At 73.8% G+C, this 19,284-nt stretch carries 15 protein-coding genes and 1 pseudogene; 6 read left to right on the top strand and 10 right to left on the bottom strand.

Annotated elements, in window-relative coordinates:
- Window positions 1-19 precede the first annotated feature (19 nt).
- Window positions 20-1,288 (bottom strand): hypothetical protein, encoded by a 1,269-nt coding sequence (locus OHL10_RS11050; protein ID WP_265522271.1) that lies wholly within the window; start codon window positions 1,286-1,288, stop codon window positions 20-22.
- Between the two features lie 22 nt (window positions 1,289-1,310).
- Window positions 1,311-1,853: a WXG100 family type VII secretion target gene (locus OHL10_RS11045; RefSeq protein WP_265522270.1), complete on the bottom strand. Its 543-nt coding sequence runs from the start codon at window positions 1,851-1,853 to the stop codon at window positions 1,311-1,313.
- A 266-nt stretch (window positions 1,854-2,119) separates the two neighbouring features.
- Between OHL10_RS11045 and OHL10_RS11040 the strand changes: the two genes are divergently transcribed.
- Entirely contained in the window at window positions 2,120-4,114 is a 1,995-nt protein-coding gene (locus tag OHL10_RS11040) for a M15 family metallopeptidase (RefSeq protein WP_265522269.1), read from the top strand.
- 142 nt (window positions 4,115-4,256) lie between these two features.
- Complete coding sequence (locus OHL10_RS11035; RefSeq protein WP_265522268.1) at window positions 4,257-5,999, top strand: ABC-F family ATP-binding cassette domain-containing protein; 1,743 nt, start codon at window positions 4,257-4,259, stop codon at window positions 5,997-5,999.
- On the opposite strand, the gene OHL10_RS11030 is transcribed toward OHL10_RS11035, so the two are convergent.
- From OHL10_RS11030 to OHL10_RS10995, 8 genes are all read right to left on the bottom strand, one after another.
- Window positions 5,966-7,837 (bottom strand): carboxylesterase/lipase family protein, encoded by a 1,872-nt coding sequence (locus OHL10_RS11030; RefSeq protein ID WP_265522267.1) that lies wholly within the window; start codon window positions 7,835-7,837, stop codon window positions 5,966-5,968. The two genes, OHL10_RS11035 and OHL10_RS11030, sit on opposite strands and share 34 nt — an antisense overlap.
- 114 nt (window positions 7,838-7,951) lie before the next feature.
- Window positions 7,952-8,671 (bottom strand): N-acetylmannosamine-6-phosphate 2-epimerase, encoded by a 720-nt coding sequence (locus tag OHL10_RS11025; RefSeq protein ID WP_265522266.1) that lies wholly within the window; start codon window positions 8,669-8,671, stop codon window positions 7,952-7,954.
- Window positions 8,668-9,666: an ROK family protein gene (locus tag OHL10_RS11020; RefSeq protein WP_265522265.1), complete on the bottom strand. Its 999-nt coding sequence runs from the start codon at window positions 9,664-9,666 to the stop codon at window positions 8,668-8,670. Before OHL10_RS11020 ends, OHL10_RS11025 begins: the two co-directional genes overlap by 4 nt.
- Window positions 9,659-10,573 carry a dihydrodipicolinate synthase family protein gene (locus OHL10_RS11015; protein ID WP_265522264.1) on the bottom strand — a complete coding sequence of 305 codons (915 nt, stop codon included), beginning with the start codon at window positions 10,571-10,573 and terminating at the stop codon, window positions 9,659-9,661. The genes OHL10_RS11020 and OHL10_RS11015 overlap by 8 nt, the downstream gene beginning before the upstream one ends.
- A 23-nt stretch (window positions 10,574-10,596) precedes the next feature.
- Window positions 10,597-11,415, bottom strand: coding sequence for an ABC transporter ATP-binding protein (locus tag OHL10_RS11010; protein ID WP_265522263.1), 819 nt, complete (start codon window positions 11,413-11,415; stop codon window positions 10,597-10,599).
- On the bottom strand, window positions 11,412-13,430 hold the full coding sequence (locus OHL10_RS11005; RefSeq protein WP_265522262.1) for a dipeptide/oligopeptide/nickel ABC transporter permease/ATP-binding protein: 2,019 nt from the start codon (window positions 13,428-13,430) through the stop codon (window positions 11,412-11,414). Before OHL10_RS11005 ends, OHL10_RS11010 begins: the two co-directional genes overlap by 4 nt.
- Before the next feature lies 1 nt (window position 13,431).
- Window positions 13,432-14,388, bottom strand: a complete 957-nt coding sequence (locus OHL10_RS11000; protein ID WP_265522261.1) for an ABC transporter permease — start codon at window positions 14,386-14,388, stop codon at window positions 13,432-13,434.
- 125 nt (window positions 14,389-14,513) lie between these two features.
- On the bottom strand, window positions 14,514-16,115 hold the full coding sequence (locus OHL10_RS10995; RefSeq protein WP_265522260.1) for an ABC transporter substrate-binding protein: 1,602 nt from the start codon (window positions 16,113-16,115) through the stop codon (window positions 14,514-14,516).
- Between the two features lie 105 nt (window positions 16,116-16,220).
- On the opposite strand from OHL10_RS10995, the gene OHL10_RS10990 reads away from it, so the two are divergent.
- From OHL10_RS10990 to OHL10_RS10975, 4 genes and pseudogenes are all read left to right on the top strand, one after another.
- A complete protein-coding gene (locus OHL10_RS10990; RefSeq protein ID WP_265522259.1) occupies window positions 16,221-16,970 on the top strand; it encodes a FadR/GntR family transcriptional regulator in 750 nt (249 codons plus the stop codon).
- Entirely contained in the window at window positions 16,967-18,043 is a 1,077-nt protein-coding gene (locus OHL10_RS10985; protein WP_265522258.1) for a Gfo/Idh/MocA family protein, read from the top strand. The genes OHL10_RS10990 and OHL10_RS10985 overlap by 4 nt, the downstream gene beginning before the upstream one ends.
- A complete protein-coding gene (locus OHL10_RS10980) occupies window positions 18,040-19,116 on the top strand; it encodes a Gfo/Idh/MocA family protein (RefSeq protein WP_265522257.1) in 1,077 nt (358 codons plus the stop codon). The genes OHL10_RS10985 and OHL10_RS10980 overlap by 4 nt, the downstream gene beginning before the upstream one ends.
- Window positions 19,116-19,284: pseudogene (locus OHL10_RS10975) on the top strand (glucosamine-6-phosphate deaminase); the annotation flags it as partial. The gene OHL10_RS10980 and the pseudogene OHL10_RS10975, both read left to right, overlap by 1 nt.

Below are 19,284 nucleotides of genomic sequence, written 5' to 3'. Positions count from 1 at the left end.
GGAAGCCGGTCGGGGAGGGTCAGCCGTCGCCGTCCAGCGCGGGGTATCCGCCCTGGCCCCGGGCGTCGTCGCCCCAGGCGCGGTCGGCCCAGGCGGCGGCCTCGGCGAGGAGCGTCGCCGTGTGCGGCAGCGTGGCGCCGAGGCGGTCCGCGCCCCAGCGCCACCGGCTCGCCAGGAGCTGGCGGTAGGACGGCGAGGGGACACCCGCGGGGCCGACGCGCGGCCTGCCTTCGAGCGCGCCGTCGAACAGCCATCCGCTGCACGCGAGGACGTACGCGCCGCACGCCGCGTCGACCGCGCTCGACCATCCGGGTTCTTCGACGACGTCGGGCCGGTGGTGGCCCAGCGCGGTGGTGAACGCGGTCAGCAGGTCGTCGGTGAACCCGGGCGGCGGGTCCAGCACGCACCAGCAGGTCGCGAACGGCAGGGCGGCGTAGGCGGCGTCGAGCGCGGCGTGGTGCACGCTCGACCCCTCGAGGTCGAGGAACGCCCAGCCGGTGGCGGTGCGCACCGCGTTGTCGGGGCACGTGTCGGACGGGGAGACGACGTCGGCGTGGCCCCGGTCGCCCAGGGTCGCCATCTCGTCGAGCTCAGCAGCAAGTCCGGCAGCGAGCCCGGGCTCGCGGGCCACCCCGTCGACGGCGGCCACCAGCCGGTCGACCCCGGCCGCCACGGTGGTGCGGAGGTCCCAGTCGACGGTACCGCCGAAGGACGCCAGCGCCTCGTCGAAGCGGGCGACGTGGGCCGTGGAAGCACCGACGAGGTCGCCGAGCGCAGCCGCCCAGGTGCGCGCTCCCTCGCGCGCGGCCTCCCGGACCCCTGCGCGCACGGCCGGCGCGGCGTCTTCCTCGCCCGTCTCCGTGCCCGCGAGGAGGAGGTCGGCGAGCGTCGGCCCGGACCCGAGGTCGCTCATGACGACGAGGCGGTGCTCGACGTCCACCGCCAGCAGCACGGGTGTCCGATCGAGCACGGCGAGGCCGGCCGCCTCCCGGGCGAACTCGCTGACGAACGCCTGCGCGCCGCCGAACCGCTTGACGATCACGGTGGTGCCGGGCGCGTGCGCGCTGGCGCGCGTCGTGTCGAGACGGTCGCTCGCGGCGACGCCGTCGTGGGACAGGCCGGCGACGACGCGGCAGCGGAGCACGAGCGAGCGGGCCGACCCGCCGAGCTCCCGCGGCTCCGCCAGCGCGGCGCCCAGCGCCACCCCGGCGAGCGCGAGCGTCTCGTCGACGGGGTTGCTCCTGGGCTGCGTGTCAGGCGGCGTCGGGGGCGTGGTCTCGGACGACATCACCCCAGCCTGCCATCGCCCGTCAGGACGTGGCGTCGTCCAGGTCCGCGCGCAGCTCCTCGACGCGGTCGCGCAGCGCGTCGAGGGCCGCGTCGAGCGACGCGTCCACGTCGCTCAGCCCGGACGTCGCGTCCTGGAGCTGCTGGGAGGCGTCGTCCAGCCGGACCTCGGCCTCCGCGACGCGCTCCTCCGCCTGCTCGCGCGCCTCGCCGGTGCTGCCGGAGACGTCCTCCAGCGCGGCCCGGGCCTCCTCGGCGGCGGACTGCGCCGCGGTGACGGCCTCCTCGACACGCTCCCGCGCGTCGTCGGGCAACGAGCCGGACAGCGAGTCGAGCCGGGAGGTGAGCGAGCGGACGTCGTCCCCGATGGTCTGGGCCTGGGCGCGGGCGTCGTCGGCGAGCTGCTCGAGCGACTCGCTCGACAGCGTGATCTCCGGGATCGTCACCGAGCCGTCGGAGCACGCACCGAGACCGAGCAGCAGCACGCTCGACGCTCCCAGCGCGGCGAGGGGACGGCCCACGCGGGAGGCGGTACGGGGGCGAGGAGCGGTGCGACGTGGGCTCATGCCGTCATTGTGCCGCGTGCGGGTGCCCGACCAGAGGGTGAGAACCGCCGATGCTGCGTGGTGAACGTGCGTGTAATGTGCGGATACGGCACATCGGGCCAGGCCCGGGATGCAGAGTTCACCTCCTCGACTTCCCGGGAGGGGGTGGTGCTCCGCGACGACTTCCCGCACCCTGGAATGGTTGCTGTGCGCACTGGAGCGCATCGGGACGCTTCGACATCTCGGGGACCGGCAATCGGTACCCGAACGACGAGTGGAGTGGGTTCGTGGGTAGTCGCGGGCAGGATCGGGCCCAACGACCCACCGCGCTGCGCGCCGCAACCGCCGTCGCCACCGGTGTGCTCGGCACCGTCCTCGCACTCGGGACCGGTGCCGTCCTCACCCAGCCCGAGGCGTTCGGGCTGCGCGAGACACCTCGAGCCCAGCAGGTGGAGGTCTCCCAGACTCCGGTCGTCCAGCTCGTCTCGCACGAGGAGGTCGACGACGCGACGCAGCTCGGTCGTGTGCTGGCCGTCCTCGACCGTGCGGACGCCCTCACCCCGGACACCACACCCCCGCTGACGGCACCCGTCGAGCAGGCCCGCGCCGAGCTGGGCATGCTCCTGGCGACCTACCTCGCGCAGCTCGCCGCACCGGACGCCGAGCACGACGAGCACGTCGACGAGACGGATGACGGCGAGCAGGCGCCGTTCGCGGCGGGCCACGAGAAGGACGTCCCCACCGGGCCGGACCTGGAGGACCTGTCCGGCATCGTGCCCGACGAGACACCGACCACCCTCGCCCCTCGGACGACCGACGAGTCGCCCGAGGACGGCGAACCGGCCGCCGGGCCGGCCACCGACGACGCGGCGTCCGCCGACACTGCTGACGGTGCCACCGACCCGACGGACGAGACCGCGCGGGACGACGAGGCCCCGGACGAGGCCGAGGACGACACGGCACCGACCGCCGACGGCACGGAGGGCGCTGAGGGTGGCACGGAGAGCGAGCTGTCGGGTGAAGCGCCCGAGGAGGAGCCCGCGTTCGAGGAGATCCCCGATCTCGACCTGAGCGTGCTGGACCGCCTCGGGATCGACACCGAGGCGGAGGACGGGCACGACCACGGCGAGGTGACCCTCGACGAGGTGCTGGCCGCCGCGACGCGGCTGGCGAACCTCATCGACCCGTCGTCGGCGCTCAGCCCCGCCCTCGTGGTCCCGGCCGACGGCGTGCTGCGCACCGCCACCTCGTCCGGCGACGGGGACCTCGCGGAACGTCTCGCTGAGGTCGTCGACCGCTACTCTCACGACCTCTCCGGGTACGAGAACGGGCGGATCCCCGCGTCGGCGCTGTGCCCGCTCGACTTCGCGCCCGGGCACGCGCTGCGGTGCGACGCTGCGGAACGGCTCAACGCTCTCGCCGTCGAGTTCGAGAAGCGCTTCGGGTATTCGCTCCCCATGACCGACTCGTACCGGTCGTACGAGGCGCAGGTCGCGGTCCGTGCGGCCAAGCCGCACCTCGCCGCGGTCCCGGGCACCTCGAACCACGGCTGGGGCCTCGCCGTGGACCTCGGTGGGCCGATCCCGTCCGGCCGCTCCGCCGAGTACATCTGGCTGCGTGTGCACGGGCCCGACTACGGCTGGGACAACCCGGCGTGGGCGCGGCTCACCGGGTCCAAGCCCGAGCCGTGGCACTTCGAGTTCTTCGGCGCCGGCTCGATGCCGAGCCGGTACACCCCCGCCGAGGGCGGAGCGACCGGCGGTTCTGGTGGCTCTGGATCGGGGACGTCGGTACAGGAGCCTGGTGCAGGTGACGGTGGCTCCATGACGAAGACACCGGGGCGGACCTCGACCGGCTCGTCCGACAGCAAGACCGGCAAGCCCTCGGCGAAGCCGAGCGAGCCCACCACGCCGAACCCGAAGCCGAAGCCTGACTCGGACAAGCCGACGAAGCCCACCAAGCCGACCGAGCCGACGAAGCCGCCCGAGCCCACCAAGCCGACCGAGCCGACGAAGCCGACCGAGCCGACGAAGCCGCCCGAGCCGACGAAGCCGCCCGAGCCCACCAAGCCGCCCGAGCCCACCAAGCCGCCCGAGCCGACACCGACCGAGCCCGAGCCGACGACGCCTGAGCCGCCTGATCCTGCCCCTCAGCCCACCGACCCGCCGGACTCGGAGCCCCCGCCGTCGCAGGAGCCGGAGTCCGCCACGACGTCGGACGACTCCAACGCCCGGACCGAGGAGTCCGACGACGAGTCGGACGAGGACGCCGCTACCCCCTGATCGGCATCGGTGCCGGCACCGAGAAATTCCCGTGACGGAGCCTGCGCGCGCCCCGTACGGTCGTCACCATGTGGATCTGACCTGCCCCGGACCGTCCGTTCGACCGCACGCGCTGCCGCGTGCCACCTGGCAGGTGAGCCCCATGACCTCTGCACACCCTTCCCCTCACCACTCCTCGTCCGCGCGCCGCACCCCGGTGCTCCGCGCGCAGGACCTGGCGAAGTCCTACGACGGTCGCGCCGTCCTGCGGGACGTGACCCTCGCCGTCGACCCCGGCCACCGCACCGGCCTGGTCGGGGAGAACGGGGCGGGCAAGTCGACGCTCCTGCGTCTACTCGCCGGGCTCGAGGATCCGGACGCGGGGACGGTCGAGATCCCGGACGACGTCGGCCACCTGCACCAGGAGCTGCCGTACCCGTCGACCTGGACCGTCGGCGACGTCGTCGACGACGCCCTCGCGGGGGTCCGCAGGCTCGAGGCCGAGCTCGAGGCATCGGCGGTGGCGCTCGCCGGGACTGGTCAGCCGCCGCACGGCGCCTCCACCACGGACGGTGCGTTGCCGGGCGCCGCCACGTACGACCACGCCCTCCTGCGCGCCGAGCTCGCCGACGTGTGGGACGCGGACGCGCGCGCCGCCCGCACCCTCGCGGGCCTCGGCCTCGTGGGCTCCGAGCGCAGGCCGCTCGGGCGGCTGTCGGGTGGCCAGCGCAGCCGGGTGGGCCTGGCGGCGCTGCTGATCCGCCAGCCGGGAGCCCTGCTCCTCGACGAACCGACGAACCACCTCGACGACGATGCCGCCGACTACCTCGCGACCGCGCTGCGAGCGCTGCCGGGGGCGGTCCTCCTCGCCAGCCACGACCGGGTGTTCCTCGACGAGGTGTGCACCGAGATCGTCGATCTCGACCCGGGCGGCGCGATGCTGTACGGCGGGAGCTACAGCGACTACCTCGTGGCCAAGCGGGTCGAGCGGGGACGCTGGGAGGAGCGATTCGCCGTCGAGCAGGCAGAGCTGCGCGACCTGCGCCGCACCGTCGCGACGACCGCCCGCCAGGTCGGTCACGACCGACCGATCCGGGACGGCAACAAGATGGCGTTCGGCCGGCGCGGGGACCGGGTCGAGGGTCAGGTCTCGCGTCGGGTGCGCGACGCCCAGCGGCGGCTCGCGACGCTCGAGCGCGTGCAGGTCCGTCGCCCGCCGGTACCGATGCGCCTCGCCCCGCCGCCCGCCCGCTGGGCTCCCGACGACCCGGGTGGGCTCGTGCTGTGGGCGCGGGACGTCGTCGTGCACGGGGACGGCGAGGCCGTCCGGCTCGATCTGCCGGCCGCGGGGGCGCCGTCGATCGCGGTCGCCCGGGGCGCCCGGCTGCTGGTGACCGGCGGGAACGGGACGGGCAAGTCGACGCTGCTGCACGCGCTCGCGGGCGACGTCCGCCCGAGCGCCGGGGTGGTGGGACGGGCACGGGGGGCCGTGGTGGCGCTGCTGGAGCAGGACGTTCACCTCGGTGACGAGGCGCGCACCCCGCGGGAGATCCTCACGCTGGTGCAGGGTGACCGTGGCGCGGACGGCGGGCGCGACGTCGACGCGCACGGGCTCGTCGCCCCGCGGGACCTCGGCCGACCCCTGGCCGACCTGTCCGTCGGTCAGCGCCGCCGCGTGGTCCTGGCGATGCTCCTGTCCCAGACGCCCGACGTCCTGCTGCTCGACGAGCCGACCAACCACTTCTCGCTCACCCTTGCGACCGAGCTCCTCGAGGCCATCGAGTCGTGGCCCGGTGCGGTCGTCGTCGCCTCCCACGACCGGTGGTTGCGGCGCAGCTGGCGCGGCGACGTCGTGCACCTCACGCCTGGCGGTCAGGGGATCGGTCCGTCGACGTCCATCCAGTAGTCGACGGCGTCCGGACGCGGACGGTGCGCCATCCCCGCGCCGGCGTCGAACTCCATGACGTGGTCGGGCGCCTGCTCGACCGTCGGCCACCGCGGCAGGCCCGCTGAGCCCGGGTCGCCGGTCCGGACGAAGTTCGTCCAGTACCCGCTCATCTGGTCGCGGAGCCGGTAGTCGGCCTCGGTGTAGTCGGCGGCGCTGTCCGCGCCGAGGTTGTCGTAGGCGTACGCCACCTCGGCGCCGTGGTACGCGCCGAACTTCTCGAGGCCCTTCTCGGGCGGGACGTGCGAGAAGAAGTAGAGGTAGGCGTCGGACGTGCCCGTCTGCGTCTGCAGGAGTGCCCAGCGTCGCATGGCGCGGGTCATGACCTTGTCGGTCTGGGCCTGCAGGAGGGAGTCGAGCACCTCCTCCTCCGTGCGGCCGGGGTACAGGTCGAGGAACCGCTCCGTGTCGTCGCCGTGCTCCTCCCGGACCGACGCGAGGTACGCGTCGACGTCGGTGTCGGGCGGGGCGGCCAGCGCGAGCGACGCCTCGTGCGCGTTGCTGCCGACGAGGATCGGCACGTCCAGCTGGTCTCCGGAGGCGTAGATCTCCGCCGGTGCCCTGCTCAGCACGTGGCCGTCGACGGACGGACGCCAGTGGCTGCCGAGCGACTCCGCCGCGTCCACGACGCGGTCGACGGGCAGCGCGCGCATCTCCTCGACCGTGGCGCCGCCCAGCTCCTCGCTCAGTCGGCGACCGGCGTCCTCCGCTGCCTCGCGGGTGTCGAACTGGTCACCGTCCCCGGTGTCGCCCGCCGTGCCCATGCACGCACCGCTGCCGCCGATGATGCCGTCCACGAGGCCCGCTGCGAGCGGCGTCGCGCCCAGGAGGCAGACGCTCTCACCACCGGCCGACTCGCCGGCGACCGTCACCCGGTCGGGGTCGCCGCCGAACGCCGCGATGTTGTCGCGCACCCACTCCAGGGCGGCGATCTGGTCCAGGATCCCGTAGTTCCCCGAGGCGTCGTCCGGGGACTCCGCCGCGAGGCCGGGGTGCGAGAGGAAGCCGAGCACACCCAGCCGGTAGTTGATGGTGACCGTGATCATCCCGCCGCGAGAGGCGAGCGACTCACCGTCGTACAACGGCAGCGCGCCGGAGCCGGTCGCGAAGCCTCCGCCCGGGATGTAGACGAGGACCGGGAGCTGTGGCGACGCGGGTCTCGTGCTGCGCCAGACGTTGAGGGAGAGGCTGTCCTCGCTCACCGGGAACGGGTTGAGCAGCGTCTTCTCCAGGGGCACGTCGACCACCTGGGAGAGGGCCCGGGTCAGGAACCTGGACGTTCCTTGGACGGGCACCGGGGAGAAGGTGTCGGCGACGAGCAACCCGTCGCGCGGCGCGGGCGGCAAGGGCGGGCGCCAGCGCAGGTCTCCCACCGGGGCCTGTGCGTACGGGATGCCCGCGAAGATCTCCACCGTGCGGCTGTCGTTGAGAACCCCTTGCACCGGACCCTGCTGCGTGGAGACGGTCTCGGAGGCCTGCGGCTCGGCACCGCCCGCGGCCCGGGTCTGCGGGGGCGGGTAGGCGAGCACGGCCGTGGCGCACACGACCGCCCCGACGACGAGCCACACCACGGTCTGGCGCAGGCCGCTCCCGCGGGGTCGACGGTGCACGACTGCCCCGGCCACCACGAGCAGCGCCACCACGAGCGCCCAGCCCCACCACGGGCTCCGGTTGAGCCAGGTGAGGACGAGGGCGGCCACCGACACGAGCACGAGGGGGACCCAGAAGCGCAGCACACCGCCTCCGGAGCCCGCCCTGGTCGCGCCGGTCGGACGCGGACGTTGCTGCTCGCTCTGCACTCTTGACTCCTGCCCTCGGACGGAGAGCCCCTCCCAGGTCGGAACACGGCGATGCGTCAGCGCGTGGCTGGAGACGGCTCGTGGTCTAGTAGAAAGGCTGTCCTCGGGACAGGGTCAAGCAGGCGGCTCCGCCGCTGTCTCGGTCCCGATCGCGTCGGTGAACCAGGTCGTGAGGGTGGTCGGGTGGGTGATGGCGGTGCCGACGCACACGCTGAACGCCCCGTGCGCCATCGCCGCGGCCGCCTGGGCGGGGGTGTGCACCCGGCCCTCGACGACGACCGGCAGCGAGCAGGTGGCGACCATCTGGTCGACGAGCTCGAGGTCCGGACCGGCGGTCCGCGGGCGCTCGCCGGTGTAGCCGGCGAGCGTCGTGCCGAGGAGGTCGACGCCGGCGGACTGGGCGGCGAGCGCGTCGTCGAGGGAGCCGCAGTCGGCCATGACGAGCACGTCGGCCTCCTCGCGCAGCCTCGCGACCGTGGTCGCGAGGTCGAGCCCGTCGGGCCGGGGTCGCCGTGTCCCGTCGAGGGCGACGACGTGCGCTCCTGCCTGCGCGACGGCGAGGGCGTGGTCGAGCGTCGGGGTGATGAAGACGCCGTCGTGCCCGTCTTTCCACAGGCCGACGACGGGGACGTCGACCGCCGCGACGATCCCCACGATGTCGGCGAGGCCCTGGGCGCGGACGGCCGCGGCACCGCCCGCGACCGCGGCGAGCGCCATCTGCGTCATGGTGCGGGGGTCGCGCAAGGGCTCACCGGGGTAGGCCTGGCACGAGACGATCAGGCCGCCGCGGATCGTGTCGAGCACGCCGGGGCGGTCGAGGGGTGGGGTGGTCATGAGGCTCTCCGTCCGGCTGTCCGTGCGGTGTGCTCCCAGGCGCCGCGCGCCGCTCCGACGATCGCGGCGCTGGCGCCCAGCCTTGCAGGCCGGACGGGCAGCCCGGCGAGCACGTCGACGACCTCGGCCCGGAGCGCGCCCTCGAGGGCGGCCCACCACAGGTCGCCCGCCCGGGCGAGCCCACCACCCACGACGACGACCTCGGGGTCGAGCACGGTCGCGACGCCGGCCACGGCTCGCCCGACGGCGGCCCCGGCCGCGCGCACGACGCGCACCGCGAGCGCGTCGCCCTGGTCCGCACGGGCGACGACGTCCCGGGCGTCGGGGCTGGACGTCGCCCCGCCGAGGGCGAGGTAGCGGCGGTGGATCGCGGGCCCTGCGGCGACGGCCTCCAGGTGGCCGGTCCGCCCGCAGGAGCACCGCAGCCCCTCTGCCCCGGGGACGGGCACGTGCCCCATCTCCCCGGCGAGGTGGTGCGCGCCGCGCAGGGGGCGCCCGTCGAGCACGACGGCCCCGCCGACGCCCGTCCCGACGGCGACCAGCAGGGCGCTGCTCGCGCCCGCCGCCGCACCGAGCCAGGCCTCGCCGGCCGCGTGCGCGTCGACGTCGTTCTCGGCGTGCACGGCCAGCGGCCCGCCCGCCACGGGGACGAGGCCGCCGAGGCGGTGCCGGAGCGCCGCGACCAGGTCGGTCCCGGCCCAGCCGGGCAGCGTGTCGGTCGCGGACACCACGACGCCGCGGCCGACGTCGACGACGCCGGCCGTACCGAGCCCGAGCGCGCGCAACCCGCCCCCGGACTCGTCGACGACCTCCCGCACGGCGTCCGCGACGGCGTCGAGCACCGCGCCCGGCCCCCGCCGGGCGGGAGTGGGCCGCGTGCGGACCGGTCCGCACGCGCCGTCGGCGTCGACCCGGGCGGCGGCGATCTTGGTGCCTCCGAGGTCGACGCCGACGACGGACCCGCGCCCCGGCCCGGTCGGGCGCGCCTCACGCAAGCCCGGCCTCCCGCACGATCGTCTCGATGCGTCCGACGACCGGGGCGTCGAGCGGCGCCACGGGGTGGGCCATGGTGGCGGTGTCGACGAGGCCCTGGGCGTGGACGGCGACCTTGAAGGCGCCGACCCCGGCGGCGTCGCCCGAGCGGCCACCGGCCTGGAAGACGATCTCGAACAGCGCGGCGAGGCGGTCCTGCTCACGGCGGGCCTCGTCCCACTTGCCGGCGTCGGCGAGGTCCCACAGCCGCACGTACCCGGCGGCGTCGACGTTCCCGAGTCCCGGCACGACCCCGTCGGCGCCCAGCAGCAGCATGCCGTCGACGACGACCTCGTGCCCCGTGAACAGCGCCAGCGGCGAGCCCGCGGCGGCGTTGGCCGCGACGAGGCGGCGGAAGCCGACGTCGTCGCCCGAGGAGTCCTTGACGCCCGCGAGGACACCTTCGCGGCCGAGCCGCACCAGCATCTCGAGCGGGAGCTTGGTGCGCACGCGCACCGGGATGTCGTAGGCGAGGAGCGGGACGTCGACTGCCGCGGCGACCGTCCGCAGGTGCTGCTCGATCTCGTCGACGTCGTTGATCGCGTAGACCGGCGCGGTGGCGACGACCGCGTCCGCACCCGCCGCGACGGCGGCGCGGGCCTGCGCCACGACGCGCGCCGACGTCAGCTCGATCGCGCCCGCGAGGACCGGGACGCGCCCGGCGGTGGTCTCGGCGACGGTGCGGACGACGAGCTCGCGCTGGGTGTCCGTGAGGTAGGCGACCTCGCCGGTCGAGCCGAGCACGAACAGCCCGTGCACGCCCGCGTCGAGCAGGTGCCGCGTGAGGCGGACGAGGGAGGCCGTGTCGACCTCCCCGTCGGTGGTCAGGGGGGTGAGGATCGGCGGGACGATGCCGCGAAAGATGGTCACGTGGTGCTCCGTTTCGGGGTTCTTCACAGGAGTGCGGGCGCTGCGGCGAGCAGCGTGCGGGTGTACTCGTCGTGCGGGTCGTCGAAGACCCGCGCCGCGGGCCCCTGCTCGACGATCTGTCCTCGGCGCATGACGACGATCTCGTCGGACACGTGCCGGACGGTCTGGATGTCGTGGGAGATGAAGACCATCCCGAGGTTCAGCTCGGTCTTGAGGTCGGCGAGGAGGTTGAGGATCTGGGCACGCACGGAGACGTCGAGCGCAGAGGTGGGCTCGTCGGCGACGACGACCTCGGGCCCGAGCGAGAGCGCCCGGGCGATCGCGACGCGCTGGCGCTGACCGCCCGAGAGCTGCCCGGGCATCGCCTCGAGGGCGGAGTCCGGGAGGCCGACGAGGTGCAGCAGCTCGCGGACCCGGGCGGTGCGCTGCGCGGGTGTGCCGACGCCGTGCACGTCGAGCGGGTCCCGCAGCGCCTCGCCGATGCGCATGCGCGCGTTGAGGGCGGTCGCCGGGTCCTGGAAGACGACGGACACGACGCGCCCGACCCGGCGGCGGACCGCGGCGGTGTAGCGCGTGACGGCTTCGCCGTCGAAGCGGATCTCGCCCGAGGTCGGCTCCTGCAGACCGACGAGCACCTTCGCCATGGTCGTCTTGCCGCTGCCGGACTCCCCGACGATCCCGAGCGTCCGGCCGCGGTGGACCTCGATGCTGACGTGCTCGACCGCGCGCACCCGCTGCGTGCGGAACACAGATCCGGTGCGGGAGCGGAAGTCCACGCAGACGTCGCGCAGCTCGACGACGGGTCCCGCGGCGTCCTGCGCCGGTACGGGGGTCGCGCTCATCGGACTCCTCCCAGGGTGTGCAGCGGCGCGTCCAGCGGAGGCGCGGCGTAGTAGTGCTCGGTCCCGGGCACGGCGTGCAGCACGGGCCGCACGTCGAGCCCGGCGCCGGGTCGAGAGGACCGGGGCGCGAAGCGGTCGCCCGCGGGGAAGTCCCGGGGCGAGGGCACCGTGCCCGGGATCTGGTGCAGCCGGGCGGCCCGCGACTCGATCGACAGGACCGCGCCGAGGAGCCCGCGCGTGTACTCGTGGCGGGGGTCGGCGAGCAGCTCGCTCGTCGGAGCCTGCTCGACGACCTGCCCCGCGTACATGACGGTGATCCGGTGTGCGAGCTGCGCGACGAGCGCGAGGTCGTGGCTCACGAAGACCATGGCGAAGCCGAGTGTCGAACGCAGGTCGTCGAGCAGGTCCACGACCTGCGCCTGCACGGTGACGTCGAGCGCCGTCGTCGGTTCGTCGGCGATCACGAGGCTGGGGTCCCGTGTGAGGGCCATCGCGATGAGCACCCGCTGGCGCTGGCCGCCGGAGAGCTCGTGCGGGTAGCTCGAGAGCGTGCGCCGAGGGTCGAGCCCCACGAGCTCGAGCAGGTCCTCGGCGGTGCGGGTCCCGCCGCGGCGCGTGAGCTGCTTCATCTGCGCTCGCACCAGCATCGACGGGTTGAGCGAGCTCAGCGCGTCCTGGTAGATCATGGCGGTCTCGGTGCCGCGCAGCGCGGCGCGGTCCCGGGCGGACATGGTCAGCAGGTCCCGGCCCTTGTAGAGGATCCGTCCGCTGACGTCGGCGGAGCGGTCGAGCAGGCCCATGATCGCGAGCGACGTGATCGACTTGCCGCAGCCGGACTCGCCGACCAGGGCCATCGTCTCGCCCGGACGCACCGTGAAGGACACGTCGTCGACGACGGCGACGTCCCCGTGGCGCTCGGGGAACCGGATGCTGAGGTTCTGGACCTCGAGCAGCGGCGCGTCGTCGCCCGTGTAGGTCGGACGGTCGGTCCGTGCGGTCTCCACCGCCCGCAGCTCGGCGAGCCGCTGGACGAGCGGGACCACGGGCTCGGCCGGCGTGACCACCGGCGCGATGTCCGGCACCACGTCCTCGACGGGCTCGTCGACCTCCGCGGGCCGCGCAGCCTGCGCCGTCGCGGCGCGCGCGGCCGCAGGGCTGCGGCGTGTGCGCGGAGCCGCGACCATCGCGTCGGTCATGCCCTCGGAGAGCACGTTGAGGCACAGCACCGTGAGCATGATCGCGAGGCCGGGGAAGAACGTCGCCCACCAGTACCCGCCCATGACGAGGTCGCGGCCGGCCGCGATGACGTTGCCCCACGACGGTTCCGGGTCGGGGACGCCGGCCTGGATGAACGACAGGGACGCCTCGAAGATGATGGCGTCGGCGACGAGCACGGTCGTGAACACCAGGACGGGTGCCGCGCAGTTGCGGGCCACGTGCTTGGCGAGGATCCACCAGGTGCGAGCGCCCATGACGCGGGTCGCGGCGACGTAGTCCTCGCCGTACTGGTCGAGGATGTTCGCCCGGACGACGCGTGTGAGCTGCGGGGTGTAGAGGAACGCGATCGTCAGCACGAGCACGGGCAGCGACCGGCCGAACACGGAGACGAACACGGCGGCCAGCGCGATTCCTGGGAAGGACATGACGATGTCGAGCACCCGCATGAGCGTCTCGGAGACGGCCTTGCTCGCGGTCGCGGCGATCGAGCCGAGCACGGCCGCGGCCACGAGTGCGACCGCCGTCGCGCCGAGCCCGATGACGAGCGAGTACCGGGCGCCGTAGAGCAGGCGCGAGAAGATGTCCCGGCCCTGCCGGTCCGTGCCGAACCAGGCGTCGGCGCCGGGCGGCTGGACGGGCGTTCCCGAGGCCAGCGGGTCGTGCGTGGTCAGCAGCGGGGCGAAGACCGCCGCGAGCGCGACGAGCGCCACGAAGGCGAGCGCGAGCCGCGAGCCGAGAGGTAGGGCCGCGAGGCGCAGCCCGGGGCGGGAGAGTCGTTCGGTGAGCAGACGTCGCACGTCACACCGTCCTGATCCGGGGGTTGACGAGCACGTAGAGCATGTCGACCACGATGTTGATGAGCACGAAGGCGAGGGCCACGGTGAGCGTCACTCCTTGCACGAGGTTCGGTTCGTTGTTCGTGACGCCGTTGAGGATGAGGGTGCCCATGCCGGGCAGGGCGAAGATGACCTCGATGATCACGGCCCCGCCGATGAGGTACCCGACGCGCAGCCCGAGGACGGTGATGGGCGTGATGAGCGCGTTGCGCAGGACGTTGCGCCCGACGACGACGTGGCGCGGCACCCCTGCCCCGACGGCGGTCCGCACGTAGTCCTTGTCGAGCTCCTCGACCATCGCGGTACGTACCACCCGGGTGAGCTGCCCGACGACGGGCACACCGAGCGCGAACGCGGGCAGCGCCATCCGCGCGAGGTAGCCGCCGAGGTCGGTCGACGGGTCGGGCAACGGGCCGCTGGCCGGCAGCCAGCCGAGGCCGAGCGTGACCGCCTGGATGAGCAGCACCGCGAGCCAGAACGACGGGGTGGCGAGCGAGGCGACCGAGACGACGCGGATCGCCTTGTCCGGCCAGCGGTCGCGGAACAGCGCCGCGGTCACGCCGAGCAGCAGCGCGCCGACGACGCCGATGATCAGACCCAGGAAGGTGAGCTGGAGCGTGATGGGCAGCGCGCGGGCGACCTCGTCGACGACGGGTGTCTGCCGGGCGCTGAAGGTCCCGAGGTCACCCTGGACCAGCCCGGCGAGGAACGCGACGTACCGCACGAGCAGCGGGTCGTCGAGACCGTTCGCGGCACGGTAGGCCTCGCGCGCCTCGAGGGACGCGCCCTCGCCGAGCGCCTGGATCGCGGGGTCCGCCGGCGAGAAGGACATCACGAGGAAGACGAGGAACGTGATGCCGAGGATCATCACGGGAAGCTGCAGCAGACGGCGTCCGACGAGCCGCAGGAGCGCGCTCACGTGGTACCTCCGTCGCTGATGATGGACTCATGCATGGGGGACTTCCGTTCCGAGGGTGGCGCTCGCGGGGGAGCGCCGTCGGCCGGGGTCCCGTGCCGGTTCACGGCACGGGACCCCGGAGCGGGCTACTGGCGGGCGCCGACGTCGAGGAACGACAGGCCGGTCACGGGCAGCGGCTGGAAGCCGACCAGGCCGTCGGAGTCCCACGCGGTCGGGAGCTGACGGTGCAGCAGCGGGTAGAGCGGGACCTGCTCGGAGACGAGGTCGAACGACTCGTTCCACAGCTCCTGCTGCTCGTCGCCGGAGGTGCGGACCGCGCCGTCGAGCAGCTCCTGGAGCTGCGCGAACTCGGGGGTCTCGTTCCAGCGGTAGCGGGACTGCGACCACACGTTGTCGCCGTACCACCAGCGCATCAGCAGGTCGGGGTCGTTGCCGAAGACCGACGGGTCACCGGGGGCGACCATGACCTGCAGGTCGCCGGCGTCCACCTTGGTGTACTGGCCGCCGGACTGGCCGATGTCGAGCGTCGTGTCCACACCGATCGCGTCGAGGTTCTCCTTGATGAGCGGGGCGATGTCGCCGACCCAGCCCGTGTCGGTCGTCAGGAGGGTGATCGAGAGGTCCTCGACGCCCGCCTCCGCGAGCAGGTCGCGGGCCATGTCGGGGTCGTAGTCGTAGACCGTCGAGGCCTCGTTGAAGTTCGGGTGGCTCGAGGGCAGGAACCCGCGGGCCGGTGCGCCGTTGCCGAGCAGCCCGACGTTGATCATGTTCTCCATGTCGAGGGCGTAGAAGAACGCCTGGCGCACCCGGACGTCGTCGAACGGCGCCTCCTGGGTGTTGAACATCATGAAGAGCGTGCCGAACGACTGCACCGACTCGACGTCGGCGCTGCCCTCGAGGGTCGGGACGTCGATGTAGGGCACGTCCTCGATGGCGGAGACCGTGCCCGAGCTCATCGCGGTGACGCGGGCCGCGGGGTCGGAGAGCAGGTTCCACACGAGTCCGGCGGCCTGTGCGGGGCGCGGGCCGGAGTACTCGTCGAAGCGCTCGAACGTGATCTTGTCGTCGGGCGTGGCCTGGGTCATCGCGAACGGTCCCGTGCCGACGGGCAGCGCGTTGAACGCCTCGTAGTCGGACTCCACGAGCGCCTCGGGCACGATCTTGACGACCGAGAGCCGCTCGGGCACGAGGCTGAAGGGGTACTTCAGCGAGACGGAGACGGTGTCCTCGTCGACCGCCTCGACGCCCTCGACGAAGTCGATGAACCCGGCGTAGAGGGACTCGCTGGCGGGGTCGAGGACGCGCTCGAAGCTGTAGACCACGTCGTCCGTGGTGACGGGTGTGCCGTCGTGGAAGACCGCGCCCTCGCGCAGGTCCACCTCGTAGGTCGTCTCATCGATCTCCCGCGGAAGTTCGGCGCCCAGGGCCGCGTGGACCTCGCGCGTCGCGGGGTCCAGCTCGGTGAGTCCCTCGAACACGTGCCAGTTGGCCGCTACTGTCACGGCACCGGTGGTGATCATCGGGTCGAACCCACCGGAGAGGGAGTAGGAGATGCCGGCCTCGATGACGGCGTCCGGATCGATCTCGCCCGGGGCGTCGGTGCCCTGCGCGGTGTCGTCCTCGGCGGTGCCGCCCGAGCAGGCGGTGAGGCCGAGGACTCCGACGACGGCCATGGCCACGAGGGCCGTACCTCGGCGCCGGGGAGGTGTACTGACGTGAAGCCTCATTGGTTCTCCTGACAGTGGTGACTCGACGGGAAGGTCATGACAGATGATGTCTGATGTCTGACGTTGTGTAGCATGACACTAGGAGCAGAAAGCGAAGGGGTCAAGATGGCAACCGCACGGCGTAGGAGCTTTACCACCCTCGACACGTCCCGGGCCGGGGCGGCGGGTTCGCCCCGGCGGACGACCACCGCCGACCGGATCAAGGACTTCATCCTCGGCGAGGGCCTGCGGCCGGGCGACCCGCTGCCCACCGAGGCCGAGCTCTGCGAGCACCTCGGCGTCTCCCGCTCGAGCGTCCGCGAGGCGATCCGCACCCTGTCGACCCTCGACATCGTCGAGGTCCGCCACGGGCACGGCACGTTCGTCGGCGACATGTCCCTCGACGCGCTCGTCGAGGCGCTCGTCTTCCGTGGTGTCCTCAGCCCTGGCGACGACCTGCGCGCCCTGCGGGACGTCGTCGAGGTCCGCCAGGCACTCGACCTCGCCATGGCCGAACGCATCGTCGCCAGCCTCGCCGGGACGTCCAACCCTGACCTCCACTCCCTCGTGGACGAGATGGTCGCCGCCGCCGGCGACGGCCTGACCTTCCCCAAGCAGGATCGCGCGTTCCACACCGGCCTGCTCGCCCGGCTCGACAACTCCCTCGTCGGCCAGCTCGTCGCCGCCTTCTGGGACGTGCACACCGCCGTCGTCCCCAAGCTCGGGATCTCCGTCGCCGCCGACCTCGACCAGACCGCCCGCGCGCACGGCGCCATGCTCACCGCCGCCGAGGCCGGGGACGTCGAGGCGTTCCGCGCCGCCGTCGTCTCCCACTACGAACCCATCGACCGCGCCCTCGAGGTGACGACCGCGTGACGCCCCCGCACGACCCCGTCGGCATCACCCTCGTCGGCACCGGCGCCTTCGCCCGCGAGCACCTGACAGCCCTCGCCACCCTTCCGGGCGCCGACGTGCGCTGGGTCGTCGGGCACGACCTCCGCAGGGCCCGAGACTTCGCCGCGCTGACACCGGGAGCGCGCGCGACGACCGACCTCGCCGAGGCGCTCGCGGACGACCGGGCCGTCGCCGTCGACGTCGTCACCGCCACCCCCACCCATGCGCGCGACACCGTCGCCGCGGGCGAGGCCGGGCGACACGTGCAGGTCGAGAAGCCCGCGGCGCTGTCGCTGCCCCAGCTCGACGCGATGGTGCGCGCCACGCACGGCACGAGCCTCGTCGTCGGGCAGACCGTCCGGTTCCAGCCGGCGGTCGCGGCGCTCGCCGCCGCGTCGAGGCGCGGCGAGATCGGGACCCCGCGCCTCGCGCACGTCTCCTGGTACACCGGGCACGCGTGGCCGGGCGGCTGGCGCGGCTGGCAGCTCGACCCCGAGCTCTCCGGCGGGCACCCGGTGCACAACGGCACCCACATCATGGACCTCGCGACCTGGTTGCTCGACGACGAGCCCGCCGAGGTCTTCGCCCGGGGCTTCCGCACCTTCTCGCCCGACATGGACTCGCCCGACTCGTTCCACGTCCAGCTCCGCACCGCCTCCGGCGCGCTGGCGACGCTCGAGCTCTGCTACGCCCTGCAGCGCCGAGGCGACCTGCTGCGCCGCGTCGTCCTGGTCGGCACCGAGGGCACCCTCGCGCACACGACCGCCGAGGAGGACGGCCTGCACTCCGACGCCGCCACCGCCCCACCGCCGTCCGTCGACGGCGCGCTGCGCACCCAGCTCGCGCACTGGCTCGACGTCGTGCGCGGCGACGCGGCACCGCTCGTCACCACGGCGCAGGTGCGCGCCGCCCTCGCGACCGCCCTCGCCGCGCAGCGGTCGCTGCTCTCCGGACGCCGTGAGCGGGTCCGCGACGTCCCCGGGTACGACCGGGGCGCCGACGACCGGGGAGCCGACGACCGGGGTGCCGCAGTCGGCGCGGCGGTGGTTGCATGAGCGTCGTCCTGCGCGTCGCCGTCGCCTCCGCCGTGCGGCACGCGGCGGACTACCTGCGCCTCCTCGCGGCCGACGAGCGGGTGGAGGTCGTCGGGGTGGTCGAGGAGTCGTCGGCGCCCGCGTGGGTCCGCGAGGACTCGCGGGCCGCGGCCGACCACGCCGGTGTGCGGTACGCCGAGGTGGACGACGTCGCGTCCGTCGCCCGGGCGCTCGACGCCCCGGTGGACCTGGTGGCGGTGTGCGCCGAGCCGACGCGCCACGCCCGCCTCGCGGCGACCCTCCTCGAGGCGGGGCACGACGTGCTGGTGGACAAGCCCGTCGCGACGACGCTCGCGGACGCCGACCGCCTCGCGGAGGTGGCCGCCCGGACCGGCCGCACCTGCGCGGTCGTGAACCGGACGCACGCACCCGCGCTGCGCCGGCTGCGCGCGTGGGTCGACGCCGGGCACGTGGGCCTGCCGCGCCACCTCGACCTGGAGCTCTTCGCGTCGGGTGCGCACCTCGCGACGTCGGTCGAGCGGCCGGAGCTGGTCGTGGACCCGGCGCTGTCGGGCGGCGGCGAGCTGCTCAACTTCCTGGGCTACTGCGCGGACGCGGCGCACTACCTCACCGGTCTGCGCGCGGTCGAGGTGCACGCGTTCGTCGGCTCGCTCTTCCTCGAGCCGCACCGCGCCGCGGGCGTCGAGGACACCGCGGTCGTCACGCTCGAGCTGGAGCGTGGCGTCACCGCGACGATCACGCTCGGCCGCGTCCCGTACGCCCCCGGCGGCACGGCGACCACGTCGTCCGTGCGGCTGCTCGGCTCGCACGGGCACGCGGTCGGTGACGACGACGTCCCCGCGGTCGCGCGGTTCGGCCCCGCCGGGCGGACGACGATCGCCGCCGACGCCGGGCAGGTCGCCGCGCAGGCGTACCTGCGCCACGTGGTCGGCGCGGTCCTGGCGGGCGGACGGCCCGACTACGGCATCGAGGAGGCGCGAGCGACGCTCGCGGTGATCGACGCGGCCTACCGGTCGGTCGAGACGGGCGACGTCGCAGTGGTCCGTCATGAGCACACGAAGGAGATCGTCTGATGGAGGTCGTCATCGCTCCTGCGCAGGAGCTGGCGGTGCTGGCTGCTGATGCGGTGGAGTCGTTGGTGCGGTCGAAGCCGGATGCGGTGCTGGGTCTGGCGACGGGGTCGAGCCCGTTGCGGGTGTATGACGAGCTGGTGCGTCGGCATCGGGAGTCGGGGTTGTCGT

It is taken from the genome of Oerskovia flava, assembly GCF_026163685.1.
GTDB lineage: Bacteria > Actinomycetota > Actinomycetes > Actinomycetales > Cellulomonadaceae > Oerskovia_A > Oerskovia_A flava.
Note: the sequence above shows the minus strand (reverse complement) of the source record. Positions and strands in the feature narration are given on the sequence as shown.